We start from the raw sequence: 24,839 nt of genomic DNA, 5'->3' as shown, positions 1-24,839 counted from the left end.
GCCACAAATCTGGTTGATGCCTCCCATGAACCTGCGCCCTGCCCTGTTGCCCGCCCTGGGCGTGTTCGCCGCCGCCGCCCGGCACCAGAACTTCGCCCATGCCGCGGAGGAGCTGCACCTGACCGCCAGCGCGGTCAGCCACCACATCCGCAAGCTGGAATCGCTGCTGGGCGTGGCGCTGTTCCAGCGCCATGCACGCGGGGTCAAGCTGACCCAGGAGGGCCGGCAACTGGCGGACGCGGCCACCGCCGCGCTGACCGATATTGAAGGGGTCGCGGCCAACCTGCGCCATGCGGACGGCGTCTCGGTGCTGCGGGTGACCACCCTGCATTCGCTGGCCTATTGCTGGCTGGTGCCGCGGCTCCCGCGCTTCACCGCCCTGCATCCGCATATCCGCCTGCAACTGGACACCGGCACCGCGCTCACCCGCTTCGACGAGGGCGGCCCCGACCTGGGCATCCGCCACGGTCCGGGCCAGTGGCAGGGGCTGACCGCGCACCATCTGATGGATGACGAGTTGTTCCCGGTCGCCTCGCCGGGCCTGCCGGGCGTCGATGCGGTGAAGACGCCGCGCGACATCGCCCGCCTGCCGCTGGTCACCGACCTGGCCCTGCAAGGCTGGCGCGACTGGTTCCGCGCAGCCGGCGTGCGTGGCCTGCATCTGCCGGAAATGCACAGCTTCAGCGACAGCACCGACGTGATGCGCGCCAGCGTCTACGGCGTGGGCGCGGCGCTGGCGCGCAGGATCATCGCGCAGCCCTACCTGCAACGCTACGAACTCATCCGCCTGCCCGGTCCGGCGCTGAAGGCGCGCTTCGCCTATTACGTGGTGCATCCCTCGCACAAGACGCCGCGGCCGGCGGCGCTGGCCTTCATCGATTGGCTGAAAGCCGAGGCCGAGGACGAGCGCACGCCGTTGCCGCCGATTCCGGCGGATCTGCTGGGCCGCTGAAATCCACCCGCCCGCTCCGGCTCAGAAGCGGTACCAGAAGCGCGCGAAGTAGGACGCACCGTTGAGGCCGAACTGCACGCTCTCGTAGATGTGCCCATTGTCGGTCTCGTTCGGGTCCTGCCGGGTCGGGAACACGTCGAACACATTGGCGCCGCCAAGGGTCAGCTTGGCGTTGTCGGTGAAGCTGTAGGTGATGCTCACATCCGCCGAAGTCTTCGCCTTGTAGTGCTGGTCCGGCACCGGCGGGCCGGAGAACGTGCCCAGGGTCTGCGAGCCGAAGTGGATGATCTTCATCCCGAAGTCCCAGCGATCCAGCGCGTAGTCGAATCCCAGCACCGCCTTGTTGCGCGGCGCGCCGTTCTCCACGAACAGGCGATCCCGTGGCGACAGCAGCACGTCCTCGCGACCGGCCAGCGAAGGCGGCGTATGCACCTGGGTCACCTCGGTCTTGCTGTAGTTGGCGGCCAGGTAGGTGCTGAGCTTGCCGGCGCCCGCCTGCGCCTCCCACGACAGGGTCAGGTCCACGCCGGTGGTGCGGGTGTCCACCGAATTGAAGAAGAAGCGCGCCAGGCCCACGTCCAGCGCTTCCAGTGCGGCGCCGATGACCGGATCGCTGTTGTCGAACTCGCCGCTCAGCACCACCCGATCATCGATCTCGATGCGATAGGCATCCAGGGTCATCGACACCGCCGCGCTAGGCGACCAGGTGAAGCCCAGGGTGCCGCCGCGCGAGGTTTCCTCCTTCAGCGCGGGAATCCCGGCCAGGTTGGCGAGCGCGCCGCCGTTGGGCGCGATCACCACGTCCACCGGTTCGCCGCTGATGAAATCGGTGATGGTGGAGGAGAAATATTTCTGTTGCAGCGAGGGCGCGCGGAATCCGGTGCTCACCGAGCCGCGCAACAGGAACGCGTCGCTCACCCGGAAAGCCATCGCCAGCTTGCCGTTGAGGGTGTTGCCGAAATCGCTGTAGTCCTCGTAGCGCGCGGCCAGGCCGAGCATCAAGCGCTCGGTGAAGTCGATTTCCACGTCGGCGTACGCGGCCCAGCTGTCGCGATGCTTGTCGGTCACGTCGCCCGGCTGGAATCCGGGGAAACCCTGGCTGCCCGGATTGCCGCCCTCGCCCGCGCCGTCCACGTCGAGGTAGGAGCCCGGTTCGCCCGCGCGGATACGGTAGTCCTCGCGCCGGTGCTCGGCGCCGAAGGCCAGGTTGAGGCCATGCAGCACGTTGTCGAAGTAGCGCGACACGTCCGCGTTGATGGTCTTCTGCTTGAACGAGAAACCGCCGGCGTCGAAGCGGCTCGGGCTGATACCGGCGCCGCCGTTGAGCAGGTCCTGGTTGGCGATGGACGCGTTGAGGGTATGGTCGATGGTGTAGCGCAGTTCGTTGTAGCCGTAGGTGTGCGAGACATCCCAATGCCACTGGCCGATGTCACCGCGCAGGCCGGCGATGCTGTAGCGATCCTGCAGATCGCCGTTGATGAAGGGCACGAAGCCGTCCGGATACATCGCCGCCGAATTGCGCGAGGGAATGTCCTCCGAACCGATGCCCTCGCGCGCGAACGCCGCCGATGACGCGTCGCGATCCTGCATGCCGGCGGTGAAGTAGAACTCGGCCGATTCGGTCAGCGGCAGATCGCCGTTGAGGTAGAGGGTTTTGTTCTTGACCTGGCTGTCGCCGATGATGCGCAGCGGATTTTCGGCGGTGGCGCGGTTGGAGCGATCCCGGTCCTGCCATTCGCCGGTCACCGCGAAGTGGCCGCCGTTGGACAGGGCCAGGCCGCAGTAGGCCGAAGCGATCCAGTTCTCGCCGTCGCCGCGCGAGTACTGGCCCCAGCCGGCGATCGCCTCGCAACCGGGACGACGCTTCAGGGCGATGTTCATCACCCCGGCGATCGCGTCGGAACCATACTGCGCGGCCGCGCCGTCGCGCAGCACCTCGACCCGGTCGATGGCCAGCATCGGCAAAGAGTTCAGGTCGGTGCCGGTGTTGCCGCGATCGCGCGCGCCGTAGATGTTCACCAGCGACACCGTGTGCCGGCGCTTGCCGTTGACCAGCACCAGGGTCTGATCCGAACCCAGCCCGCGCAATGCGGCGCCGTCGATCAGGTCGGCGCCATCGGCGCCGGTCTGGCGCGTGGAAATCAGCGAGGGGGCGGTGTATTGCAGGGTCTGGGCGAGGTCGAACTGGGCGCCCTGCTCGGTCGCCTGCGCCATCGGGATCACGTCCACCGGCACCGGTGACTGCGTATCCGAACTACGCACCACCCGGCGCGAGCCGAGCACGGTGACCTGATCCAGGGTGGTTGCTTCCGTCTGTCCGGCGTCCGGCGGCGCCTGCTGTTGCGTGGTGGCGTCCTGTGCGGCGACGCCCTGCGTGGCCGCCATCAACACCAGGGAACAACGCACGAAGAAGGACAGACGGTTCCGTTGCATAGGCGATCCCCGGTTGGCGTATGGAAGCGCGTTGCGCGCCTGCCCGAATCTACGCCCGGGTCCGCATGAGCGACCAGAGACAAAACCGTTTACACGCGAGAACGTAACCCGCGCTACCGCACCGGCGCGGCGCACCTCACAACCTGAGCGCGACCGGCTTGGCGAACTCACGCCGCCTTCACGGCACCGCCTTGATCCCCGCCACCACCGCCGGCTTGAGCGCCTGCACCTTCGCATCGGCGGACTGATCCGCTTCCAGGTAAAGACTGCCAAGGAAGGCGATCAGATCATGCCGGCGCGCCAGCCAGGCGACGTCGCGATACGCCTGCTCGGGATTTCCCAGGCGCTGCGGCAGGCCGGTGAACCAGGCCTGCCATTCCGCATCGCTCAGTACGCCGCGACGGGCGATGAAGATCACCGGCCGGGCCAACCGCCCGGGTTCGCCGAACACGTAGGCATGCGGTTGCTCGGGGACGATCTGCAAGGTGAGCGCCGCCAGGATCTGTTCGACCTGATCGCGATTGACCTGTTCGTTGGACGCCAGTTGCAGCAGCCAGTCGGCGCCGTGCGCCACGCCATGGCGCCAGCCTTCCTTCGCGTCGTAGCCGCGATAGTCGTTCACCGAGGCCAGGTAGCGGGTCGCGCGCTTGACCATGTCGGCGCGCTCGTCCGCGCCCAGCCAGGGTTGCAGGCGATCCGTGCGCGCGACCTCGGACAGCATCAGCGCCGCGAACGGATGGGTGAAGCCTTCGGGATCCTTGCCGTCCAGTTGCGCATACAGCCGCTCCAGCAGTTGCCGGCGCACCGGCTCGGCCAACTGGTCGCCGCGCAGCCAGGTGGTGATCGTCTCGTAGGCGATGCCGTCGCGCACCTCGGGATCCGGATCGGACAGGCAATCGACCAGCCCGATCGCCAACGCATCGCGCGCGGCCGCATCCTCCATCGCGAACTTCTGTTCTTTCAGCAGCCGGAGCGACGCCGCGTCGGTACCCTCCGGCGGGCAGTCGGCCCAGGCCGGCGCGGACACGAGGAATGCTGCCGTCAATGCGATGCGGTGCCACATGTCCAGTTCTCCGTGAGTATTTGAAAAGCGAAGCGGTGCCCTGATCAGGCTTTCCTGCGCCGCCAGCGCCGCACCAGGCCGATCAGCACCCACAGCACCAGCCCGACCGGGATCAGGAACGCCACCGCCCGGATCGTCCACGCGGTGCCGGTGGACAGGGTGGCGGTGAAATCGCGCAGCGCCTGGCGGATCTCGCCGCGCCCGCTCTGTCCGCCGGGCGGGACGAATCCGAGGGTGACACGCTGGGTGTCGATGCGGTGGCGATGCTGGGCGCCTTCCTGCTGCGCTGCCTGCAGCTGCGCCTCGACCTGGGCCAACTGCTGCGACAGCGCGATCATGTCGGCCACCGCCAGATCGCGGCGCTGCTGGAATTCAATCAGGCGCTCGCGCTCGCGGCCAAGCCGATCCTGCAACAGGTGGTTGTCGCCGACCGCACGGGCCAGATCCTCGGCGCGGGTATTGCGGCTGCCGATGTCCGCGCCCTGCGCCGCCTGGGCGATGAAAGGCTCCACGCCCGCAGGCGCTATCCGCACGGTCAGGCTGGCGCGCGGATGATCTCCACCCTGCTGGCTCACCTCCAGCACGCTGCAATCGCCGAACCTGCCGCTGGCGCAGGCCTGCTGGCTGGCCTTGAGTCGCGCGGGGATCGCCTGTTCCTCCAGCAGGATTTCCAGGTCGTGCTCATAGGCGAGCATGGCGCCGTCGGGATTGCGCACGGCCGGCGCCGCGGCCGCCACGCCCGTGCTTTCCTGGCGCGCGCATCCGGTCGCGAGCAGCAGCGCCAGCATCGCTCCCGCGCCCACGCGCAGGACAGGTTTGCCGGTGATCATGGGTGTCCTCAGAAGCTCGCGCCGTCGATCGGCACCACTTTCAGCGTCGCCAGCTCCACGTCGGGCAGGCAGCGCACGTTGATGGCGATCATCGGCCCGCTCTTCGGGTTGTCGCCCTCGCCGTAGACGGCGATGCCGCAGTTCGGGCAGAAGCGGTGCTGGATGGCGTGCTTGTTGAAGGTGTAGGTGCCCACGTCGCCTTCCCCGCGGGTCAGCTGGAACGCGGACCGCGGTCCGAACCACAGCAGCCCGCCGCGGCGGCGGCACATCGAACAATTGCAGTCGTAGACCTCGGCGATGTCGCCTTCCACCTCGAACGCGATGCGGCCGCAATGGCAACTTCCCTGGTGTTTCATCTTTCGTTTGCTCCTGCTGGTGGGCATCGGAGCCACAAGGGTAATCGAATGGCAGATGCGGCGGGGCGGCCCAGCGGCTAAGGTGTCGGCCCCGTCCTTTGTGCACTGCCGCGAGAATGTCGATGCGCCACAGCCTGCTTGCCCTTGCCCTCCTGACCAGCCTGGCCGCCTGCCAGAAGACCGATGCACCCGCCCCCGGCGATGCCCCCTCGGCCACGGCCGCCGCCGCCGACGCGCAGGCCGACGCGCGTTTCGCCGACCTGTCCAAGCGCGCGCTTGAAGGCTGGCTGCAGTTGTCGCCGGTCAGCGCCACGCAGATTGGCGAGCACCGCTACGACAGCGAGGTCGATGATCTGAGCGCCGAAGGCCGGCAGAAGAGCCTGGACTTCAGCCGCAAGATGCTGGCCGAACTGGGCGCGATGGATGTCTCGAAGTTGTCACGCGAGAACCAGGTGGACGCGGCGATCCTGCGCAACCAGCTGGAGTACGACGCCTGGGGCAACGAGACCCTGCAGTCCTGGGCCTGGGATCCGCAGGTCTACAGCGGCCTGGCCGGCGGCGCCCTGTACAACCTGATGGCGCGTGAATTCGCGCCGCTGCCGGAACGCCTGAAGTCGGCGATCGACCGCATGGAGAAAATCCCGACCCTGCTGGCGCAGGCCCGCGCCAACCTGGATCCGGCGCGGGTGCCGAAGATCCACGCCGAGACGGTCGCCAGGCAGAACGCCGGCATCCTCAGCATCGTCGACAGCTTCATCACCCCGCACGCGAAGGAACTGCCGGAAGCCGAGCAGCAGCGATTGGCCGCGGCCACCGGGACCCTGAAGAAGGCGGTGGAGGAACACCAGCAATGGCTGGACAAGACCCTGGTGCCCAACGCCAAGGGCGATTTCCGGGTCGGCGAGAAGATCTACGACCAGAAGCTCAAGTTCGCCCTGCTCTCCTCGCTGTCGCGCGCGGAGATCAAGCAGCGCGCCGAGGGTGAGCTCAAGCGTGTGCGTGGCGAGATGTACGCGATCGCGCAGCAGGTGCTGAAGGACAAACCGGGTGCGCCCGCGCTGCCGGCCTCGCCCAGCGACGAGCAGCAGCAGAAGGCCATCGAGGCGGCGCTGGAACTGGCCTATGCCGAGCGCCCGGCGCGCGACAAGGTCGTGCCCGATGCCGAGGCCGCGCTGAAGTCGGCCACCGACTTCGTCCGCGCCAAGGATCTGGTGACCCTGCCGGACGCGCCGGTCGATATCATCCCGATGCCGGAATTCCAGCGCGGCGTGGCGGTGGCGTACTGCGATTCGCCCGGTCCGCTGGACAAGAACCTCAAGACCTTCTACGCGATCTCGCCGATTCCGGAAGACTGGAGCCAGGCGCAGGTCGACTCGTTCCTGCGCGAATACAACAGCCGGATGATCCACCTGCTGAGCATCCACGAAGGCACGCCGGGGCACTATCTGGAAGGCTGGCATTCGGCCAAGTTCCCTTCGACCCTGCGCGCGGTGCTGCGTTCGGGCCTGTTCGCCGAAGGCTGGGCGGTCTACACCGAGCGGATGATGGCCGACGCCGGTTACCTGGACAACGATCCGCTGTTCCGGCTGGTGCAGCTGAAGTTCTACCTGCGCACCATCGGCAACGCCATCCTCGATCAGGGCGTGCACGTGGACGGCTGGAGCCGCGAACAGGCGATGGACCTGATGGTCCGGCAGACCTTCCAGCAGGAACGCGAGGCCGCCGGCAAGTGGACCCGCGCGCAGCTCAGCTCGGCGCAGCTGCCGACCTATTTCGTCGGCGCGCAGGAGCATTTCGATCTGCGCAAGGCGATGGAGGCCAAGCTCGGCGACAAGTTCAACGCCAAGGCCTATCACGATCAGGTGCTGTCCTACGGCGCGCCGCCGGTGCGTTTCGTGCGCGAGCTGATGCTGGACGAACCGATCCAGTGATCGATGGCGGGCGGGAGGATGCCCCTTCCGCCCGCTTCTCTCCCTGTAGGAGCGACGTAAGTCGCGACCGTATCCTATGCAGTCTCCTTGGGGCGACGGTCGCGACTCACGTCGCTCCTACAGGGGAATCAGGAATTTTTTCAGGTCAGCGCACGAGTACTGACAATCACGCCATTGGCATCCGCATACAGCCAGTGGCCGGGATGGAAATCGACGCCGGCGAATGTCACCGGCACGTCCACCTCGCCCAGGCCGCGCTTCTCGGTCTTCATCGGATGCGCGGCCAGCACCTGCACGCCCAGATCCAGCTGCGCCAGCACTTCCACATCGCGCACCGCGCCATGGATCAGGAAGCCCGCCCAGCCGTTGCGCGCCGCGTTCGCCGCGATCTGATCGCCCAGCAGCGCGCGGCGCAGCGAGCCGCCGCCGTCCACCACCATCACCCGTCCCTGCCCCGGCGTGCCGGCCAGTTCGCGCACCCGCGAATTGTCCTCGTGGCAGCGCACGGTGACGAGGGCGCCATGGAAAGCCACCCGGCCACCGAATCCGCGGAACAGCGGTTCGGCGATCTGTACGTGGGGGTGGGTATCGCAGAGATCCGGCGTGGTCCAGTCCATCGCTGTCTCCAAGGCGCCGCTCAGAAGGTGCGGCTGATGGTGAAACTGCCGAACACCGGCCGTTCCTTCTGGCCGTCGAATTCACGGGTGCTGTGGTAACGCGCCAGGGCGAATTTCCAACGGCCGTACATGAAGGCCAGGCCATAGCCGTACTCGCCGACGAAGGCCCGCTTGTCCACGCTGTGGCTGTCCTTGAAGGTGTTGCCGTCCAGGGTGATGTCGCGCAGCACCCAGCGCGCGTCGGTGGTCAGGAACATGTGGAAGCCCAGCACGTCCGGCGGAATCCGGCTGCCGGTGGGCGCGGTGTTCTCGCCGGCCGGGCGCAGCGGCGTGCTGCCGAAATCGTTGGGCAGGTAGCGGCCGAAACGCACCTCGCCCCCCACGTTGGCATAGGTGGTCAGCGTGCCGAGCGTGCCGCCGTAGTGGCCGACCGCGTCCCAGCTCCAGATGCCTTCCTGTTCCGGGGCGAACCGGCGCATGCGCTCGTGCACGATGCGGAACACCGGCTCGTCGCGCAGCTGGTTGTCCCAGCCTTCGAACTTGTCGCCGCCGGTGATCTTGTGGACCTCGTTCTGCACCTGCTTGCCCAGGGCGGACGGGCCGACGATGCCGAACTGCAACTGGGTGGTGCGCAGATGATCGCCATTGCGGGCGTTGTAACCCAGGCTCGCCAGCAGCACGCCGGCATACGGGCGATCATCGGGGATTACATCGCGGCGGGTCGGATCGGTCGGGGTGAAGATGCCGTGGGCGAAGCTGACCACCATGTTCTGCTGCTCGAAGCCTTCCGGCGTCAGCGCGTCCAGGTGGCGGTTGATCCAGCGGGCCAGCCGCGGCAGGCAGGGATCATCGGTGTAATCCTTGAGGTTGGGCGAGACCAGCGTGAGCATCACGCCGTTGCTGTAGCCCTGGTCTTGGTGGCCGAACAGATCGTTGTCGACCCGGAAGTTGACCGTGGGCGGAAGATCGGTGGATTCGTTGCAATAGTCGCGGGCGGCGGCGGAGAAGCTGCACAGTGCCATCGCAGCCAGCAGGAGGGTTCCTGTCGAGCGCATGGGGAGTTCCGGTACGGGAGGGAGACCGGGCGATGGGTGGGGGCGTCCGGGACGGCGACACGATAACGCAAACTGAATGCTTTCACAGGGGTCCCGGCGGCACGGACTATCCTGCCGGTCGACCCTTGTCCCCGGAGCACCGCATGAGCCTGGCAGCCTCCACGAACTCGACCATCATCCCCTGCCTGCGTTACCGCGATGCCCGTGCCGCCATCGACTGGCTGTGCGAGGCGTTCGGGTTCGAGCGCCAGGCGGTCCATGCCGATGGCGACACCGTCCACCACGCCCAGCTGACCTTCGGCAACGGCATGATCATGCTCGGCTCCGCCTCCGGCGGCGGCGAGTGGGGACGGCACATCGTCCAGCCCGGCGACGCCGGCGGGCGGGAGACCCAGAGCCCCTGCGTGATCGTCGCCAATGCGGACGCCCACTACGCCCGGGCCAGGGCCGCCGGCGCCGAAATCGTCATCGAACTGGCGGATCAGGACTACGGCGGGCGCGGCTATGCCTGCAAGGATCCGGAGGGTCATCTGTGGTGGTTCGGCAGCTATGATCCCTGGAAGACCTGACCGGACCGACTGCCCGCATGACTGATCTGTTCTCCGCCGCCGACGGCGCGCCCCAGGCCATCCGGGTCGGCATCGGCGGCTGGGTGTTCGCACCCTGGCGCAGCAACTTCTATCCGGCCGGCCTGGTCCAGCGGCGCGAGCTGGAGTTCGCCAGCCGCCACGTCACCGCCATCGAGATCAACGGCACCTACTACGGCGCGCAGCAGCCGGCCACCTACGCCAAGTGGCGCGACGAGACCCCGGACGGCTTCCTGTTCTCGGCCAAGGCACCCAAGCGCATCGTGCAATCGCGGGCGCTGGCGAAGACCCGGGTGCAGGTCGAGGACTTCATCGGCGGCATCGCCGAACTCAAGGACAAGCTCGGCCCGCTGGTGTGGCAGTTCGAAGCCGGGCGCAAGCTCGAGGCCGACGACTTCGCCGCGTTCCTGGACCTGCTGCCGCGCGAGGCCGCCGGCCGGCGCCTGCGCCATGTGCTGGACGTGCGCGATCCGGCCTTCATCACCCCGGACTTCCTCGCCCTCGCCCGTCGCCATGGCATGGCGACGGTGTTCACCGACTCGCCGGATTATCCACGCTTCGCCGACCTCACCGCCGACTTCGTCTACGCGCGCCTGATGGGTACCCGCAGCGACATCGCCAGCGGCTACCCGGACGCGGAACTGGACACCTGGGCCACGCGCGCGCGGCAGTGGGCCGATGGCGGCGATCCCGCCGAGCTGCCGCATGTCGAAGCGCCCGGTTCCGGCGATGCGCCGCGCGACGTGTTCGTCTACTTCATCAGCGCCGCCAAGGAACGCAATCCCGCCGCCGCGATGGCGTTGATGGCGCTGATCGAGCGGCTGTAGCAACGTCTTGCTCGTGGGAGCGACGTGAGTCGCGATACCCCACCGATTCGCGACTTACGTCGCTCCCACAAGAAGGTCAGCCACGCCGCATCGACAGCCACGCCATCAGCACGCCGACACAGTTGCAGCGCGCCGCCTGCATTGCCTGTAGGAGCGACGTGAGTCGCGACCCGGCCAGGTTTCCGATCGCGACTCACGTCGCTCCTACAAAGGCCTTCGTCAAACACGCCGCATCGACAGCAGCGCCACCAGCACGCCGACGCCGCAGGCAAAGGCCACGTAGTGCGCCGGCGCGGTCTTGCCCAGGTGGGTGGACAGGTAGGCCACCAGCGGCGGGGTCAGGCCGCCGAACAGCGCGTACGCGACGTTGTAGGAAAACGACACGCCGGAGAACCGCACCGCCGGCGGGAACGCCGCGATCATCAGCGCCGGCACCGCGCCGACCACGCCGATGCAGAAACCGGCCAGCGCATAGCGCGGCACGAACTGCGAGGCATCCCCCGCCGCCAGCGGCAGATACAGCGCATAAATCGCCGCCGCCAGCGCGAGTGAACCGAACAACAGGGTGGCCGCCACGCCGAAGCGGTCCACCGCCCAGCCCGCCGCCAGGCAACCGAAGATCAGCGCGGCCGTCGCCACGCTGCCCCCCTGGAACGCCAATGCCGGCGGCAGTCCGAACGAGGACTGCACCAGGTTGGGCGTGAGCAGCACGCCGACCACGATCGCGGCGGTCAGCAGCCACGAGGCGAGCATCGAACGCAGCACCGCGCCCGCGTGTCCGGCCAGCGCCTGCCGTACCGGCAAACCCTCCGCCAGCTGCCGGCGCGCGCGCATCTCCACGAACACCGGCGTCTCCTGTAGCCAGCGGCGCAGGAACACCGCGAACAGGCCGAACGCGCCACCGAGCAGGAACGGCAGCCGCCACCAGCCGCCGGCGACCTCGGCCGGGGTCATCGTCGTATTGATCCAGGCCGCCAGCAGCGAACCGATCAGGATGCCGGCGGTGAGTCCGGCGGTCAGGCTGGCACAGGCGAAGCCCACGTGCCGCGCCGGCACGTGTTCGGCCACGAACACCCACGCGCCCGGTACCTCGCCGCCCACCGCGATGCCCTGCACGATGCGCAACAGCAACAGCAGCAGCGGCGCCAGCAGGCCAATCTGCGCATAGGTCGGCAGCAGGCCGATCAACAGGGTCGGCACCGCCATCAGCAGCACGCTGAGGGTGAACATGCGCTTGCGCCCGCCGCGATCGCCGAAATGCGCCATCACGATGCCGCCCAGCGGCCGCGCCAGGTAGCCGGCGGCGAAGATGCCGTACACCTGCAACTGCGTCAGCCACGGCGCGGTCCCCGGCGGGAAGAACAGTTCGCCCAGGATGCGGGTGAAGAACACGAACACCACGAAGTCATAGAACTCCAGCGCGCCACCGAGCGCGGCCAGCCCGAGCGTCTTGCCGTCCTGCCGGTTGAACGCCCGGTGATGCTGCCCTTCGATGGAAGTCATGCGCGGTCTCGCGTTCGCCGAAGGCGGCGAACATGGCATGCCCGGCGGCCGCTCGTCCACCGCCTCCACAAGGACGGAAACACGCCCCTCCTGTAGGAGCGACGTAAGTCGCGACCCTTTCGAAGGGTCAACTCGAAAGCCAGGAGCATCGCGACTGACGTCGCTCCCACAAGGGCGGGGACGGGCGAATTCCTCTCCTGTGGGAGCGACGTGAGTCGCGAGCTTTTGCCTTTCGCGTGTTGTCCCGTCGCTACCTGGAATGAGGCGGTCGCGACTGACGTCGCTCCCACAAGGGATATCAGGTATCCGGGCGCCGCGACAGCAGGCGATCCAGGGCCAGCAGGATGCCGCCCAGCAGCAGGAAGACGGCCAGGATGCCGGTCGCGTTGATCGCAGTGCGGGCGTAGCCCAGTTCGCCCGCGTTGACGAAGGGATAAGGGTATTCGCCCAGCCAGGCGCCACGCAGCAGCACCCAGGCCAGGTACAACAGCGGGAACAGCAGCCAGGCCACCGCGTCGCGCAGGTTCAGGCGGCCATGCGGCGCGGCCAGCAGCCACCAGGCCACGTACAGCAGCGGGGTGGCGTAATGCAGTCCGGTGTCGGCCCACCATTGCAGTCCCTGCGGCTGCCACAGGTGGCGCAGGATCAACAGGTAGATCAGCCCGGTCACGCCGATGTACAGCGCGATGGCGCCACGCACGCGCGGCCGCGAAAAGAATCCGTCGGCGCCGCGCAGCGCGGTCACGCACACCACGACCACGCCCAGGTTGCTGAGGATGGTGAAGTAGCTGAGGAAGCGCAGCGTGCCCAGCGCCACCCCGACATTGTCGCGGGTCAACTCGAGCAGCAGCAGGTACTGCAGCACCACGGATGCCGCCGAGACCGCCGCGACGATGGCGGCGAACGCGCGTCCTTTCGGGGTTGGGCCAGGTTCCATCGGCGAAGTGGTATCGGGAGACGGGCGACAGCCTGTCATGAAACCGGGCGGAACTGTGCGGCTTGGCGTGCGTTTGCGGGTTGGGAGCGCGGGCCTGTCCGTCTTTTGGATGAAGGATGCGGGCTTCGGATTGTTGTCCGGTTGTCAGGGGGTATCGGCTTCGGTTGCCCCCGCCCAGCCCTCCCCGCTTGCGGGGGAGGGGCGGGCGGGATGTCGGCGGTCCGCCGGCTGGCGGGATCAGCGCCTTCGGGCGGGCCGTCGCCGCGCGGCTTCCAGCGCCCGCTGCGCCCACGGCCGCATCGCCGCCGCCGACTCCAGTGCCTCGGCCGGGGGCGTCCAGTAGCCGGGCACATGGCCGTCCCGCACCGGCCGGTAGACGAAAGGTTCGCCGCCGGCGTCGCGGAACGCGTCGACGCTGGCCGGATCGGTCTTCAGATACAGGGTTTCGTCCATGACCAGGCCGAACATGCAGTCGTCCAGGTAGACGCCAAGGCCGCCGAACATCGGCCGCAGCCGCACCGTGCCCACGCCGGCCAGCAGTTCGCGCAGGTGTTCGGCGAATTCGTGATGCGCGTGCATGGTGCCTCGTGCGGGTGCGGGCGCGGCGGCGTCGCCAGTGCGTGCCGCTTCGGCCACAATACGCGCATGCCGATGACCCCGCACGCCAGAGCGCAACTGCAAATCCACTTCTGCGTGCTGCTGTGGGGCTTCACCGCCATTCTCGGCAAGCTCATCACCCTGCCGGCGCTGCCGCTGGTGTGGTGGCGCATGTTGCTGGTGGTGCTCGCGCTGGCGCTGCTGCCACGGGTCTGGCGCGGACTGCGCGCGATGTCCCCGCGGCTGATGCTGGCCTATGCCGGCATCGGTGCGCTGGTGGCGCTGCACTGGTTGACCTTCTACGGCGCGATCAAGCTGGCCAATGCCTCGGTGGCGGCGACCTGCATCGCGCTGGCGCCGGCGTTCACCTCGGTGCTGGAACCGTGGCTGGCGCGGCGTCCGTTCTCCGCGCGCGAACTCGCCTTCGGCGTGGCCGTGCTGCCCGGGGTGGCGCTGGTGGTCGGCGGCGTGCCGGACGGCATGCGCCTGGGCGTGGCGGTGGGTGCGGTGTCGGCGGTGTTCGTGGCCCTGTTCGGCTCGCTCAACAAGCGCCTGGTGGAACATGCGGATCCGCTCACCGTGACCGCGCTGGAACTCGGTGCGGGCACCTTGCTGCTGACCGCGCTGGCACCGCTGATGCCGCTGCTGTTCCCCGCCTTCGCCGGTGATCTGCTGGTGGTGCCCGGCCTGCGCGACGGTGCCTATCTGATCGCCCTGTCGCTGCTGTGCACGCTGTTGCCGTTCGCGCTGTCGCTGGTGGCGCTGCGCCACCTGACCGCCTACGGCGTGCAACTGGTGACCAACCTCGAACCGATCTACGCCATCCTGCTGGCCATCCTGCTGCTGGGCGAACAGCGCGAGCTGACCCCACTGTTCTATCTGGGCGTGGCGATCATCCTCGCCGCCGTGTTCCTGCATCCGCTGCTGGAACGGCGCAAGGCCACCGGCGCGGTGCATCACCCGGAAGTGCTGGGGACCTCCGAGGCCAAGAACCTGGTGGATTGAGTAACCGCCTTTGCATTCGATAGCCCCTCTTTTTCAAAGGGGGCGGTCACCTGCGAAGCAGGTGACCGGGGATTTGCTTTTTCGGGTCACTCACCCAGAAGGATCATTCAGACACAACAGCAAGGCGCAGGCCGAACGAACCCTCAGCGCACCACCATCACCGGTACCGTGGCGGTAGCGATGACCTTGCTGGCGACGGAACCCAGCAACAGATTCTTCAGGGTGCCGCGGCCGTGGCTGCCCATCAGGATCAGATCGGCGCGATCGGCTTTGGCCAGCCGCACCAGGGTCTCGGCCACCGGCCCCACCGCGCGGTGTTCGGTGAACGGCAGGCGATTGCGCTTCATCGCCGCGCGCACCTTGCGCAGCACCGCCGCGGCGGTGTCGGCGTAATAGGCTTCCGAACCATCCACGCCCAGTTCCTTGGCCACCGCCTTGGGCAGCGGCAGGTTGACATAGACCAGGGCGATCGACGGCGGCGCCGACAATTGCTTGGCCAACTGCGCGGCATGCTTGACGACCTGCAGCGCGGTCTCGCTTTCATCGACGGCCAACAGAATCTTCATCGCGCGGCTCCTTGGAAAGATGCCGGTGGGATCCCGGCCCATCCAAGCTATCGGGTCCGCGCCGGCGCGACCTTGATCGCGATCAAGCGGCGCCGCATGTATTCAGCGCTCGGGCCAGTGCCAGGCCGGCCGGTCCAACAGGCCCTGTCCGGCCACACCGGTCTGGCCCAGCGCCTTTTCAAGCTGGACCGTATGGCAGTCCTCGTGTTCCTCCAGCGCGGCGATCAGCCGCGAGGCGTGCGACACCACCCACACCTGACCACGTTGCGCCGCCTGCGCGATCAGCCGCGCCAGCGCCGGCAGCAGGTCCGGATGCAGGCTGGTCTCCGGCTCGTTGAGCACCATCAGCGGCGGCGGGCGCGGCGTGTGCAGGGCCGCGATCCACAGCAGGTAGCGCAGGGTGCCGTCGGACAGTTCGGCCGCCGACAGCGGCCGCAGCAGGCCGTGCTGCGCGAACACCAGCTGGAACCGTCCGTCGCGGACGTCCACCTCCACCTGCGCGCCGGGAAAGGCATCCTCGACCGCCGCATCCAGCGCCGCGCGATCGCCGATCTCGCGGATGGTCTGCCAGGCCGCCGCCAGATCGTGGCCGTCGTGGCTCAGCACCGGCGTGCGGGTGCCCAGTTGTGGCAGCCGCGCCGGCGCTTCGGCGTCGGTGCGGAAATGATCGTAGAAGCGCCAGCCGCGAATCCGCTCGCGCAGGTCCAGCACTTCCGGCGCGCTGACCGGATCGGCGATCTGGGTGAACAGGCTTTCGAACGGGGTCAGGTGTTCGGCCACGATCCGCCATGCGCGCCCTTCGCGGATCCGCGCCATCGGCCCGCGCCGATCCACCAGCGCGTTGGCCTCGCGCAGGAACGGCCCGCTCCAGATCACCTCGCGCTTGATTTCCGGATCCAGCGCGAACGCCGACATCGACGGAACCGGCAGGCCCAGATCGATGGCATAGCCGAAGTCCTCGCCGGCGAATCCCAGCCGCAGCGCCACCGGCGCCTGCCGGGGGCCGCCCTGCACCGGCACCTCGCCGCGTCGCATGCCGGCACTGAACTGTTCCGGCCCCGCCCACAGCACCGAAGGCAGGCCGCCTTCCCGCGCCAGCGCGCGCACCACCCCGCCCTGCGCGGTCTCGGCCAGCAGGCGCAGCGCGCGATAGAGATTGGACTTGCCGCTGCCGTTGGCGCCGGTGATCAAGTTGAGCCGCGCCAGCGGCATCTCCAGTTCGCGCAGCGAACGGTAGTTGCCGATGGCCAGCGTGCGCAGCACGGCGCTACCAGTCCTGGTGCTGCGGCAGCAGGCCGCGCAATTCGGCGTCGGTCAGGTTGCGCCACTGGCCGGGCTTGAGCGCGCCCAGCTTGAGGTTGTCGATGCGCACGCGGCGCAACTGGGTGACCCGGTAGCCGAACTCGGCCGACATCAGCCGGATCTGCCGGTTCAGGCCCTGGGTGAGGATGATGCGGAACCCGAACTTGGCGATCCGGCTGGTCCGGCACGGCAGGGTCATCTGCCCGTGGATGCGCACGCCGCGCGCCATCCCGCGCAGGAACTCGTCGGTGACCGGCTTGTTCACCGCCACCAGGTATTCCTTCTCGTGGCGGTTCTCCGCGCGCAAGATCTGGTTGACGATGTCGCCGTTGCTGGTCATCAGGATCAACCCTTCGGAATCCTTGTCCAGGCGACCGATCGGGAAGATGCGCTGTTCGTGGCCGACGAAGTCGACGATATTCCCCTTCACCGAGCTCTCGGTGGTGCAGGTGACGCCGACCGGCTTGTTGAGCGCGATGTAGACATGCCTGCGCTTTCCGGCCTTCACCGTGCGCGCCTTCAGCGGCTGGCCGTCCACCCGGACCTCATCGCCCTCGCCGACCACCGCGCCGACACCCGCGGGCTGGCCGTTGACGGTGACGCGGCGCTCGGCGATCAGCCGGTCGGCCTCGCGGCGGGAACAGAAGCCGGTTTCGGCGATGTGCTTGTTGAGGCGGGTGGTCATGCGCGAATTATCGACGATTCCCGGCCCGGCCACAGCGGTTCAGCCGGACATCGCCCCGATCGGATCCGGCCGGGTCGCCTTCCACTCGCGGATCAGGCCCGCCAGCGGCATCGGCGCGTGGATGGCGTAGCCCTGGGCGTAGTCGATGCCCACTTCCGCCAGCCGCACCATTGCCGCCTCGTTCTCCACCCATTCGGCGATGGTGCGCTTGCCCAGCGCCCGGCCGACCTGCGCCATCGAGCGGACCAGGGCGAGATCGACGTTGTCCCGGCCCAGGTCGCGGATGAAGGCGCCGTCGATCTTCAGGATGTCCACGTCCAGGCTCTTGAGATAGGCGAACGAGGACAGGCCGCTGCCGAAGTCGTCCAGGGCGATGCGGCAGCCACGCGCGCGCATGGCCTCGATGAACAGGCAGGCATCGGTGAGGTTGCCGATCACCGCGGTCTCGGTGATCTCGAAGCACAGCTTGTTGGCCACGCCGGGATGGCGATCCAGCTGCTCGCCTGCGAACTGGCGGAACAGCGGATCGGCGATGGACTGCGCCGACACGTTGACGTGGCACAGATCCAGGCTGAGCAGGTGGCGGGTGTCGCGGCTGATCAGTTCCAGGGTGGACGCCAGCACGTGGCGATCCAGCATCATCGCCTGGCCGTAGCGCTCCAGCGGCGGCAGGAAATAGCCCGGCCCGTGGATGCGGCCCTCGTGATCGATCATCCGCACCAGCACTTCGTACTGCAGCCGTTCCTCGCCGCGCAGCGGCTTGATCCGCTGGGCGTACAGCAGCAGGCGATCCTCGGCGATGGCCAGCTGGACGTGCGCCACCCAGTCCAGTTCGGTCTGCCTGCGCGCGAACGCCTCGTCGGTCTCGCGGTAGCAGCGGATGCGGTTGCGGCCTTCCTCCTTGGCCAGGTAGCAGGCGGTGTCGGCGGCCCGCAGCAGCCAGTCGGCGTCGCTGGTTTCCGGATTGATCTCGACCACGCCGATGCTGCAGCCCAGGCCGAACTTGCGATCGTTCCAGTGGAAGGCCGACTGCGCCAGGCGCGCGTGGATGCGCTGCGCGACCCGCTCGGCATCCTCCAGGGTCGCGTGCGCCAGGAAGATCGCGAACTCGTCGCCGCCCAGGCGTCCCACCCAGTCCTCGCCACGCAACTGCGAGGCCAGCGCGTGCGCGAACTGGCGCAGGAAGCGGTCTCCGGCGGCATGTCCACAGGTGTCGTTGACCAGTTTGAGTTGATCCAGATCGACGAAGCACAGCGCATGCCGGGCCTGCTGGCGCTGCACCGCCAGGGTGATCTGGCCCAGCCGGCGCTCGATTTCACGCCGGTTGATCAGGCCGGTGAGATCATCGTGGCTGGCCTGGTGGGCGATCTCGCTGGCCAATTCGCGCGCTTCGGATACGTCCTCCACCACCGCGAAGATGCGTTCGCCCTCGCGGTCGCCGCCTGTGATCATCGAGGCGCTCCAGCGCACCCAGCGGCTGCTGCCATCGCTGCGGCGCAAGCGGCGTTCACCCGGTTCGATCATCCGCGTCCAGTCGGGACGGCCGCCGGCATCGACGTGCAGATCCTCGGCGTGCAGCAGATCCTGCAGGTGTCCGCGTCGCAGTTCCTCCACCGGCCGCGCCAGGATCTGCGCCAACGCTTCGTTGGCCTGGGTGATGCGGCCCTCGCGATCCAGCTTGAGCATGCCGACCGCGGCCTGGTGGAAAGCGGCGCGAAACTCGGTTTCCGTGCGGCGGATCCGGCGCAGGGTGTGGCGCATGACCGCCAGCGCATATGCCGCCAGTGCGAAGAAGGCGAGCACCGCCAGCGCGGTCAGCGCGCCCCGCAGGAAGCGCGCGCCATCCACCAGCGACTGCGAGAACGCGATCTCGGCCACGCGCAGGCGCGCGTCCATCGCCAGCAGCGTGTGCTGGTGGCGGCGGATTTCGGCGTCGTCGATGCGGCCGGCACGGCGGCGGCGCTCGATGTCGTCGGCCAATGCCTGCAGGTGCAGGATGTCCACTTCCGCCTGCTTCCACAGGCGCACCGATTCGCGGAAGTAAGGCGCGCGCGCGAACAGCCGGTACATCCGGATCAGGCGATCGATGTCGGCCGGCGCGTTGCCGCCTTCGAGGAATCCGCGCCGCGCGGCGGGAATATCGATCGGCCGCCGATCCAGCGCCTCGCGGCCGGCGCGATCGCCCAGTGGCACCCGCAGGGCCTGGCGGACCCGGGCCAGATCCGACGGTTCGCCGTGCGCCGCGTAGCGGTACAACGCGGACACCGCGGTCTGCTGGGCCTTGGACCAGTGGCTTTCGCCGACGATATAAGCGGTGGCCCCGGCCTGGACCTCGAGCACCATCGCGGTCAGCAGCGCGCCCAGCGCGGCGAACAGGATGATCGCGCCCACCCGCGCGGGCAGGCCCTTGCCACCGTCGTCCCTGACCATCTCGTGATTCGCGCGCGAACGCCCCTTCACCACATCGCTTCCCCTACGATGCCCGTCCCGACCTTACGTGCCACGATCACGGCACGCAAGCTCGCCCCCGGCCATGCCGCCTCGCCTGCGCCGCGGACTCGGGATCCGCCGGCGCCGTCCCCTGGCGACGGCGGTACGGTCGCCAAGACATCGGCGTCCGGAGCCAGGACTTTAACCGTGTCGCCATCGCCGGGGAGGATCGCGCCCCCCGCCGTGCAGACCGCTCATCGGAACGCCGGCGGCGGACGGGTGCAGCGACGGTCCGCCTGCCCCTGCAGGCTCAGCAGCGCCTCGCCTTCGCTGACCACCCAGAACAGGTTGCCGGCCCCGTCGGCGTAGCGCGCGCCCGCTCCCGACGGCCGGCGCGGCAATTCCAGCACGCGGCCGTTGAACGAAATGTCGACCCTCTCCTCGCCGTCGAAGTTGGCGGTGACCTGCCAGTCCCCGCATTGGTACAGGTAGGTGGTGGTGGCGTCCGCGTCGGCCGGCGGCTGCGCCCGCGTCGTCACCGGCGGCACGGGTGTTGCCGGCGCTTCCGCATGCACCGCCTGCCGCGCCTCCCGGTCCTGCCCGCAACCGGTGAGCGCCAGGGCGGCGGCGAGCAGGACCGGTGGAAAGGTGCCCGTATGCATCGCGACCTCCTGGAGGGATGCCCGACGCAGGAGGGTATGCGGACGGCGTTCGCGTGAAGTGAAGGCGGGCGTGAGGGGGATGCGATGGCCGGAGCGCGGATGTGCCCGTCCACGGTTCGGCGCAAGCGCCTACCCGTTGACCGCATACCGCCCGCCAGGCCCTGCCGTCGCCGGGCGCCTGCCCGTGTAATGGCACGTCCTTTCCTCGCGCCGGAACCGCCCATGATCCTCCCACGCACCTGCCTCGCCTGCCTGCTGTCGCTGGCCGCCCTTGCCATGCCCCCCACTGCACATGCCCAGGCTGCCCCGGCGGCGGTGTCCATGACCGGGTCCACCCCGATGTCCGCCGCCGACAGGGCCGCGATCGAGCAGGTGGTCGAACGCTTCCGCACCGCCATCATCGCCAAGGACAAACCGGGTTTCCTCGCCCTGTTCCTGCCCGGGACCGTGGCGTGGGAAAGCGCGATCGGCGATGAAAGCCTGCAACGCCTGCGCGGCAAGCGGCCCGAAACGCAGAAGGTCAAGCCAGACCCGCGCCACAATCCGGTGTCCTTCATCGACGGCATCGTCACCGAACCCCAGGCGACCGAGGAGACGTTCCGCAACCTGCGCATCGACGGCGATGCCGATGTCGCCTCGGTGGTGTTCGACTACGCCTTCCACGAGGGCGGCCGCGAAACCAACAGCGGCGTGGAGGCGTGGCATCTGGTGCGCACCGAACAGGGCTGGCGCATCGTGTCGGTGATCTGGTCGATGAATCTGCCGCCGAAGCCGGCGAACGCCGGCTGATGCCGGAGCGCGGCGGTGGCATGATGGCGCCGCCCGCCTCCGCAACATTTTCACCATGGCCGTCGCCGAGCCAGTGACCAACCGCCCTTCCGCCGAACCGCCTTTCTGGCTGCCGCTGCTGGCCGGCCTGCCGATCGGCCTGTGCCTGGTGGTGATGGCGCTGCCGGCGCTGGGCCACGGCCACGCTACCGCCTACCGGACGCTGTACCTGCTGGCTTTCCTGGCCTGGCTGCCTCCGCTGGTGGCGCTGCAACGCGGACTGTGGCGGCGGCGCCTGCCGATCGCCCTGACCGCCGGCGTCCTGCTGCTGGCGACCTACGCGATGTCGGTGTTCAACAACCTGCTCGGCGACCTGATGGCGTTGTCCGCCGGCTGGACGCGCACGGACGAATTCCGTTTCACGGCCCTGTTCAATGGACTGGAGAGTTGCTGGCTGGCACTGATCGCGTTCTGCGCGATGCACGCGGTCATCGCCTACTACGTGGAGCTCAAGCACGAGAAGCAGCAGCGCGAGCAGGCGCATCTGCTGGCGCGCGACGCGGAACTGCGCGCGTTGCGCTACCAGCTGCATCCGCACTTCCTGTTCAACACCCTCAACGCCATTTCCACCCTGGTGACCGAGGAACGCGGCCATGACGCGCGCCGCATGATCAACCAGTTGGCCGAATTCCTGCGCGCGACACTGGCCGGCGACAACCGGCATGAAGTCAGCGTGGCCGAGGAAATCGCCCTGACCGAGGCCTATCTGGAAATCGAGAAGGCGCGGCTGGGCGAGCGCCTGCAGGTGGTCTGGCGCATCGAAGCGGAGTTGCTGCATGCAGCCATGCCCTACCTGCTGCTGCAGCCACTGGTGGAAAACGCGATCCGCCACGGCATCGCGCCGCGGGCGACCGCCGGCCGGCTCGACATCCATTTCTCCCGCCGTGGCGATCGCCTTCTGCTGCGATTGGACAACGACGTCGCGGCGCCTCTTCCTGAAGCGTCGGCACGCGATGGCGCCGTCGGCCAGCGCAATGTCGCCGAGCGGCTGGCGCGGCTGTATCCCGCCGACCATCACTTCCAGGCCGGCCCGTGCGCGGACGCCGGTGGCTACCGCGTCAGCCTCGATCTGCCTTTCCGGGTATCGGTCATTCCCCGGGCCTCCACACGGGAGGCCGCATGATGCGGGTCGCGGTGGTGGATGATGAGCCGCTCGCCCGGCGCGGCGTGATCGCGCGCCTGGCCGCGCATCCCGACATCGTCCTGGCCGGCGAGTACGCCGATGGGCGGGTCGCCCTGGAGGGCCTGCGCGAACACCCGGTGGATCTGGCCTTCGTCGACGTGCAGATGCCGACCCTGGACGGTTTGTCGATGCTGGCCGCGCTGCCCGCCGAACAGCGGCCGCTGGGCATCCTGCTGACCGCCCATGACCGCTTCGCGCTGCGCGCGTTCGAACTCAAGGCGATTGATTATCTGCTCAAGCCGATAGACGACGAACGCTTCGCCGACGCGCTGGCCCGCGCGCGCCAGTTCCACCAGTGGCGGCAGTCGGGCCATGCGGCGGGTCCGGATCCGGGAAGCGGATCGGCCGATGACGACGCGATCGGACCGGTACACCGATTCTCGGTGCGCATCGGCCGCCGGCTGGCCTTCGTGGAAGCCGGCCAGGTCGAATGGATCCAGGCCGATGGCGACTACGCCGTGCTGCATGTGCGCGGGCAGCGCCATCTGCTGCGCGAGTCGCTGCAACGTCTGGCCGGACGCCTGGATCCGCAGCGGTTCCTGCGCGTGCACCGCTCGGCGATCGTACGCATCGACTGCGTGGCCGAGTTGCAGGCGCTGCCCAACCGCGACGCGCTGCTGCGGCTACGCGACGGCACGCCTCTGCGTGCCAGCCGGACCTATATCGACGCGCTGCTCGCCCACCTCCAGCCCGCGCGCTAAGTCCGTCACCCACGACGCGGCGCAACCACGGCACGGTCCGGCGCAGCGGCGCACCGCATGCGGGCGCCGCCGCCTACAGTCAGGTTTCCCCGCATTGGAATCCCGACCGCATGCGTATCACCATCCTCCCCCTCGCGCGTCCCTACCCGCGGATTTTCCGCTCCGCGTCTGCCATCGTCCTTCCCTTGCTGGCGATCCTGGCGCTGCTCGCCGCGCCGGTCCGCGCGGCCCCGCCGGCGATGGGGTCGGATGCACCATCCAGTCCATTGGCGGCGCTCGCGCACGGCCTGCGCCCCAACCTGCTGGCCAGTGGCGAGCCGCTCCCGCGCTGGTCCCTGCGCGAACGCATGGCCCATCACCAGGTGCCGGGCGTGGCGGTCGCGCTCCTTCGCGATGGCCGAGTGGTGGCCGCCGCGGGCTACGGCCAACTGCGCGCGGGCCATGCGGGCGCCGTCGACGCCGACACGCTGTTCAATGTCGGTTCGATCAGCAAGGTGGTGACCGCCGCGACCTCGCTGCGCCTGGTCGCGCAGCGACGCCTGGATCTGGATGGCGACGTGAACCGGACCCTGACGTCGTGGCGGCTTCCGGCGCGGCCCGGCCACCCGCGCGAGACGGTCAACCTGCGCATGCTGATGTCCCACACCGCCGGCCTGAACGTACACGGGTTCCCCGACTATCTGCCTGGCGAAGCGACACCCACCCTGCTGCAGACACTGGAAGGACAGACGCCGGCGCGCACGCCGGCGATCCGGCTGAAACACCGGCCCGGCACGATGGTCGACTACTCCGGCGGCGGCACCGTGATCGAGCAGTTGATGATCGAGGACGCCACCGGCGCGCCGCTGGAAGCCGCAGCGCGCGCGGAGGTGTTCAGCCCGCTCGGCATGGCGCGCAGCACCTTCCAGGATCCGGCGGAGGCCGCGCGCGCCAATGTCGCCTACGCACATGACGCACAGGGAAACGCGGTCGCCCTGCCGCGCGGCTGGCAGCGCTTTCCACAGCAGGCTCCTGCGGGTCTGTGGACCAGCGCGAACGAACTCGGCGCGTTCGTCGGCGCGCTCATCCGCAGCTATCAGGGCCGCGATGACTACCTGCCGCGCGCACTGGCGATCCAGATGATGACCGAAGTGGCGCCGGGCAATTTCGGCCTCGGGCCACGCTTGGAGGGCGAAGGCGAACAACGGGTGTTCCATCACGGGGGTTCCAACGACAGCTACCACGCCTGGATCGAAGGCTATCCGGAAACCGGCGACGGCTTCGTCATCCTCACCAACGGTGAAAACGGCTGGGCGTTGCGCGGCGAAATCCGCAACGCGCTGTCGGATGCCATCGGGCGCGGCGTCAATCCGTTGGTGCGCACGATTCCGCTGGACGCGGCCAGCGGGCGGTTCGGCGACTATGCGGGCCACTATGTCCGCGACGCCGGAACCGTGGAAGATCTGCGCGGCGCCCAGGCGGATGCCTTCGACGACGGCGCCGCCACCCTGGACATCCGCTTCGACGGCAAGGCGCTCTCCGTGGTCCTGCCGGACGAGACCGGCGTGCTGCGCGCGCTGGCGCCCAACCGCTTCATCGCGCTCACCGTGTTCTCCACCGGCTACACCTTCCATCGTGACGCCGAAGGCAACGTCCGCGCGCTGACCCTGTCGCTGGGTGAATCGCGTGTCTACTACAAACGTTCCGTACCCGCTCCCCCCGTCGCGGGCGCGTCTCGATAGGCGCCCCCCGCCCGCCTTCGCCTCCACACCCCTGCGACGTTCGGCGCGTCCGGGGCATCCCCTTCGGG

Annotated in this window: 23 protein-coding genes; 9 read left to right on the top strand and 14 right to left on the bottom strand. The window is 68.6% G+C overall.

Annotated elements, in window-relative coordinates:
* The first annotated feature begins 25 nt into the window (after positions 1-25).
* Positions 26-952 (top strand): LysR substrate-binding domain-containing protein, encoded by a 927-nt coding sequence (locus FG323_RS17570; RefSeq protein ID WP_141455999.1) that lies wholly within the window; start codon positions 26-28, stop codon positions 950-952.
* Positions 953-973: 21 nt separating this feature from the next.
* Here FG323_RS17570 and FG323_RS17565 read toward each other — a convergent pair whose 3' ends face one another.
* The 4 genes from FG323_RS17565 to FG323_RS17550 form a co-directional block, all read right to left on the bottom strand.
* On the bottom strand, positions 974-3,385 hold the full coding sequence (locus FG323_RS17565) for a TonB-dependent receptor (RefSeq protein WP_220094202.1): 2,412 nt from the start codon (positions 3,383-3,385) through the stop codon (positions 974-976).
* A gap of 178 nt (positions 3,386-3,563) precedes the next feature.
* The gene (locus FG323_RS17560; protein WP_141455998.1) at positions 3,564-4,448 is read right to left on the bottom strand and encodes a DUF2785 domain-containing protein; all 885 of its coding nucleotides are present in this window, start codon (positions 4,446-4,448) and stop codon (positions 3,564-3,566) included.
* Between the two features lie 44 nt (positions 4,449-4,492).
* Positions 4,493-5,278 carry a DUF4349 domain-containing protein gene (locus tag FG323_RS17555; RefSeq protein ID WP_249888471.1) on the bottom strand — a complete coding sequence of 262 codons (786 nt, stop codon included), beginning with the start codon at positions 5,276-5,278 and terminating at the stop codon, positions 4,493-4,495.
* Between the two features lie 8 nt (positions 5,279-5,286).
* Positions 5,287-5,634: a GFA family protein gene (locus tag FG323_RS17550; protein WP_141455997.1), complete on the bottom strand. Its 348-nt coding sequence runs from the start codon at positions 5,632-5,634 to the stop codon at positions 5,287-5,289.
* Between the two features lie 122 nt (positions 5,635-5,756).
* On the opposite strand from FG323_RS17550, the gene FG323_RS17545 reads away from it, so the two are divergent.
* Positions 5,757-7,565 (top strand): DUF885 domain-containing protein, encoded by a 1,809-nt coding sequence (locus FG323_RS17545; RefSeq protein ID WP_141455996.1) that lies wholly within the window; start codon positions 5,757-5,759, stop codon positions 7,563-7,565.
* 140 nt (positions 7,566-7,705) lie between these two features.
* Here the strand turns inward: FG323_RS17545 and rraA are convergent, their stop codons facing one another.
* Together rraA and FG323_RS17535 are read right to left on the bottom strand one after the other, a co-directional pair.
* Positions 7,706-8,182, bottom strand: a complete 477-nt coding sequence (gene rraA / locus FG323_RS17540; RefSeq protein ID WP_141455995.1) for a ribonuclease E activity regulator RraA — start codon at positions 8,180-8,182, stop codon at positions 7,706-7,708.
* A 20-nt stretch (positions 8,183-8,202) separates the two neighbouring features.
* Positions 8,203-9,204, bottom strand: coding sequence for a lipid A deacylase LpxR family protein (locus FG323_RS17535; protein WP_141456031.1), 1,002 nt, complete (start codon positions 9,202-9,204; stop codon positions 8,203-8,205).
* A gap of 176 nt (positions 9,205-9,380) precedes the next feature.
* Here FG323_RS17535 and FG323_RS17530 point away from each other — a divergent pair, with 176 nt between their 5' ends.
* Entirely contained in the window at positions 9,381-9,806 is a 426-nt protein-coding gene (locus FG323_RS17530) for a VOC family protein (RefSeq protein WP_141455994.1), read from the top strand.
* 17 nt (positions 9,807-9,823) lie between these two features.
* Complete coding sequence (locus FG323_RS17525) at positions 9,824-10,651, top strand: DUF72 domain-containing protein (protein ID WP_141455993.1); 828 nt, start codon at positions 9,824-9,826, stop codon at positions 10,649-10,651.
* Positions 10,652-10,870: 219 nt separating this feature from the next.
* Here FG323_RS17525 and FG323_RS17520 read toward each other — a convergent pair whose 3' ends face one another.
* The 3 genes from FG323_RS17520 to FG323_RS17510 form a co-directional block, all read right to left on the bottom strand.
* Positions 10,871-12,154, bottom strand: a complete 1,284-nt coding sequence (locus FG323_RS17520) for an MFS transporter (RefSeq protein ID WP_141455992.1) — start codon at positions 12,152-12,154, stop codon at positions 10,871-10,873.
* 298 nt (positions 12,155-12,452) lie between these two features.
* Complete coding sequence (locus FG323_RS17515; protein WP_141455991.1) at positions 12,453-13,091, bottom strand: Pr6Pr family membrane protein; 639 nt, start codon at positions 13,089-13,091, stop codon at positions 12,453-12,455.
* Between the two features lie 237 nt (positions 13,092-13,328).
* Positions 13,329-13,670 (bottom strand): TfoX/Sxy family protein, encoded by a 342-nt coding sequence (locus FG323_RS17510; protein ID WP_141455990.1) that lies wholly within the window; start codon positions 13,668-13,670, stop codon positions 13,329-13,331.
* A 66-nt stretch (positions 13,671-13,736) separates the two neighbouring features.
* Between FG323_RS17510 and FG323_RS17505 the strand changes: the two genes are divergently transcribed.
* On the top strand, positions 13,737-14,693 hold the full coding sequence (locus FG323_RS17505; RefSeq protein ID WP_141455989.1) for a DMT family transporter: 957 nt from the start codon (positions 13,737-13,739) through the stop codon (positions 14,691-14,693).
* Between the two features lie 143 nt (positions 14,694-14,836).
* Here the strand turns inward: FG323_RS17505 and FG323_RS17500 are convergent, their stop codons facing one another.
* The 5 genes from FG323_RS17500 to FG323_RS17480 all read right to left on the bottom strand — a co-directional run bounded on the left by FG323_RS17500 (position 14,837) and on the right by FG323_RS17480 (position 20,338).
* Positions 14,837-15,259: a universal stress protein gene (locus tag FG323_RS17500; protein ID WP_181444277.1), complete on the bottom strand. Its 423-nt coding sequence runs from the start codon at positions 15,257-15,259 to the stop codon at positions 14,837-14,839.
* A gap of 102 nt (positions 15,260-15,361) precedes the next feature.
* Positions 15,362-16,522: an AAA family ATPase gene (locus FG323_RS17495; RefSeq protein ID WP_141455987.1), complete on the bottom strand. Its 1,161-nt coding sequence runs from the start codon at positions 16,520-16,522 to the stop codon at positions 15,362-15,364.
* A gap of 4 nt (positions 16,523-16,526) precedes the next feature.
* The gene (locus tag FG323_RS17490; protein ID WP_141455986.1) at positions 16,527-17,246 is read right to left on the bottom strand and encodes a pseudouridine synthase; all 720 of its coding nucleotides are present in this window, start codon (positions 17,244-17,246) and stop codon (positions 16,527-16,529) included.
* Between the two features lie 39 nt (positions 17,247-17,285).
* Positions 17,286-19,676: an EAL domain-containing protein gene (locus FG323_RS17485; RefSeq protein WP_141455985.1), complete on the bottom strand. Its 2,391-nt coding sequence runs from the start codon at positions 19,674-19,676 to the stop codon at positions 17,286-17,288.
* A 254-nt stretch (positions 19,677-19,930) separates the two neighbouring features.
* Entirely contained in the window at positions 19,931-20,338 is a 408-nt protein-coding gene (locus tag FG323_RS17480; protein WP_141455984.1) for an MliC family protein, read from the bottom strand.
* A 222-nt stretch (positions 20,339-20,560) separates the two neighbouring features.
* Between FG323_RS17480 and FG323_RS17475 the strand changes: the two genes are divergently transcribed.
* The 4 genes from FG323_RS17475 to FG323_RS17460 all read left to right on the top strand — a co-directional run bounded on the left by FG323_RS17475 (position 20,561) and on the right by FG323_RS17460 (position 24,771).
* Entirely contained in the window at positions 20,561-21,127 is a 567-nt protein-coding gene (locus FG323_RS17475) for a nuclear transport factor 2 family protein (RefSeq protein ID WP_141455983.1), read from the top strand.
* A gap of 55 nt (positions 21,128-21,182) precedes the next feature.
* The gene (locus FG323_RS17470) at positions 21,183-22,289 is read left to right on the top strand and encodes a histidine kinase (protein ID WP_141455982.1); all 1,107 of its coding nucleotides are present in this window, start codon (positions 21,183-21,185) and stop codon (positions 22,287-22,289) included.
* Positions 22,286-23,050 carry a LytTR family DNA-binding domain-containing protein gene (locus tag FG323_RS17465; RefSeq protein ID WP_141455981.1) on the top strand — a complete coding sequence of 255 codons (765 nt, stop codon included), beginning with the start codon at positions 22,286-22,288 and terminating at the stop codon, positions 23,048-23,050. The genes FG323_RS17470 and FG323_RS17465 overlap by 4 nt, the downstream gene beginning before the upstream one ends.
* Before the next feature lie 110 nt (positions 23,051-23,160).
* Positions 23,161-24,771, top strand: coding sequence for a serine hydrolase domain-containing protein (locus tag FG323_RS17460; protein WP_220094200.1), 1,611 nt, complete (start codon positions 23,161-23,163; stop codon positions 24,769-24,771).
* The last annotated feature ends 68 nt before the right edge of the window (positions 24,772-24,839 follow it).

The organism is Pseudoxanthomonas sp. z9 (genome assembly GCF_006542425.1).
GTDB lineage: Bacteria > Pseudomonadota > Gammaproteobacteria > Xanthomonadales > Xanthomonadaceae > Pseudoxanthomonas_A.
The sequence above is the reverse complement of the archived record's forward strand: the minus strand, read 5'-3'. Positions and strand labels throughout refer to the sequence as shown.

What these genes read in the sequence shown, in the direction of transcription:
- FG323_RS17465 (WP_141455981.1), top strand. Translation starts at nt 22,286, where the DNA reads ATGATGCGGGTCGCGGTGGTGGATGATGAGCCGCTCGCCCGGCGCGGC.
- FG323_RS17500 (WP_181444277.1), bottom strand. Translation starts at nt 15,259, where the DNA reads ATGAAGATTCTGTTGGCCGTCGATGAAAGCGAGACCGCGCTGCAGGTC.
- FG323_RS17470 (WP_141455982.1), top strand. Translation starts at nt 21,183, where the DNA reads ATGGCCGTCGCCGAGCCAGTGACCAACCGCCCTTCCGCCGAACCGCCT.
- FG323_RS17530 (WP_141455994.1), top strand. Translation starts at nt 9,381, where the DNA reads ATGAGCCTGGCAGCCTCCACGAACTCGACCATCATCCCCTGCCTGCGT.
- FG323_RS17555 (WP_249888471.1), bottom strand. Translation starts at nt 5,278, where the DNA reads ATGATCACCGGCAAACCTGTCCTGCGCGTGGGCGCGGGAGCGATGCTG.
- FG323_RS17570 (WP_141455999.1), top strand. Translation starts at nt 26, where the DNA reads ATGAACCTGCGCCCTGCCCTGTTGCCCGCCCTGGGCGTGTTCGCCGCC.
- rraA (WP_141455995.1), bottom strand. Translation starts at nt 8,182, where the DNA reads ATGGACTGGACCACGCCGGATCTCTGCGATACCCACCCCCACGTACAG.
- FG323_RS17565 (WP_220094202.1), bottom strand. Translation starts at nt 3,385, where the DNA reads ATGCAACGGAACCGTCTGTCCTTCTTCGTGCGTTGTTCCCTGGTGTTG.
- FG323_RS17480 (WP_141455984.1), bottom strand. Translation starts at nt 20,338, where the DNA reads ATGCATACGGGCACCTTTCCACCGGTCCTGCTCGCCGCCGCCCTGGCG.
- FG323_RS17525 (WP_141455993.1), top strand. Translation starts at nt 9,824, where the DNA reads ATGACTGATCTGTTCTCCGCCGCCGACGGCGCGCCCCAGGCCATCCGG.
- FG323_RS17510 (WP_141455990.1), bottom strand. Translation starts at nt 13,670, where the DNA reads ATGCACGCGCATCACGAATTCGCCGAACACCTGCGCGAACTGCTGGCC.
- FG323_RS17490 (WP_141455986.1), bottom strand. Translation starts at nt 17,246, where the DNA reads ATGACCACCCGCCTCAACAAGCACATCGCCGAAACCGGCTTCTGTTCC.
- FG323_RS17505 (WP_141455989.1), top strand. Translation starts at nt 13,737, where the DNA reads ATGCCGATGACCCCGCACGCCAGAGCGCAACTGCAAATCCACTTCTGC.
- FG323_RS17485 (WP_141455985.1), bottom strand. Translation starts at nt 19,676, where the DNA reads ATGGTCAGGGACGACGGTGGCAAGGGCCTGCCCGCGCGGGTGGGCGCG.
- FG323_RS17475 (WP_141455983.1), top strand. Translation starts at nt 20,561, where the DNA reads ATGATCCTCCCACGCACCTGCCTCGCCTGCCTGCTGTCGCTGGCCGCC.
- FG323_RS17515 (WP_141455991.1), bottom strand. Translation starts at nt 13,091, where the DNA reads ATGGAACCTGGCCCAACCCCGAAAGGACGCGCGTTCGCCGCCATCGTC.
- FG323_RS17535 (WP_141456031.1), bottom strand. Translation starts at nt 9,204, where the DNA reads ATGGCACTGTGCAGCTTCTCCGCCGCCGCCCGCGACTATTGCAACGAA.
- FG323_RS17460 (WP_220094200.1), top strand. Translation starts at nt 23,161, where the DNA reads ATGCGTATCACCATCCTCCCCCTCGCGCGTCCCTACCCGCGGATTTTC.
- FG323_RS17550 (WP_141455997.1), bottom strand. Translation starts at nt 5,634, where the DNA reads ATGAAACACCAGGGAAGTTGCCATTGCGGCCGCATCGCGTTCGAGGTG.
- FG323_RS17520 (WP_141455992.1), bottom strand. Translation starts at nt 12,154, where the DNA reads ATGACTTCCATCGAAGGGCAGCATCACCGGGCGTTCAACCGGCAGGAC.
- FG323_RS17560 (WP_141455998.1), bottom strand. Translation starts at nt 4,448, where the DNA reads ATGTGGCACCGCATCGCATTGACGGCAGCATTCCTCGTGTCCGCGCCG.
- FG323_RS17545 (WP_141455996.1), top strand. Translation starts at nt 5,757, where the DNA reads ATGCGCCACAGCCTGCTTGCCCTTGCCCTCCTGACCAGCCTGGCCGCC.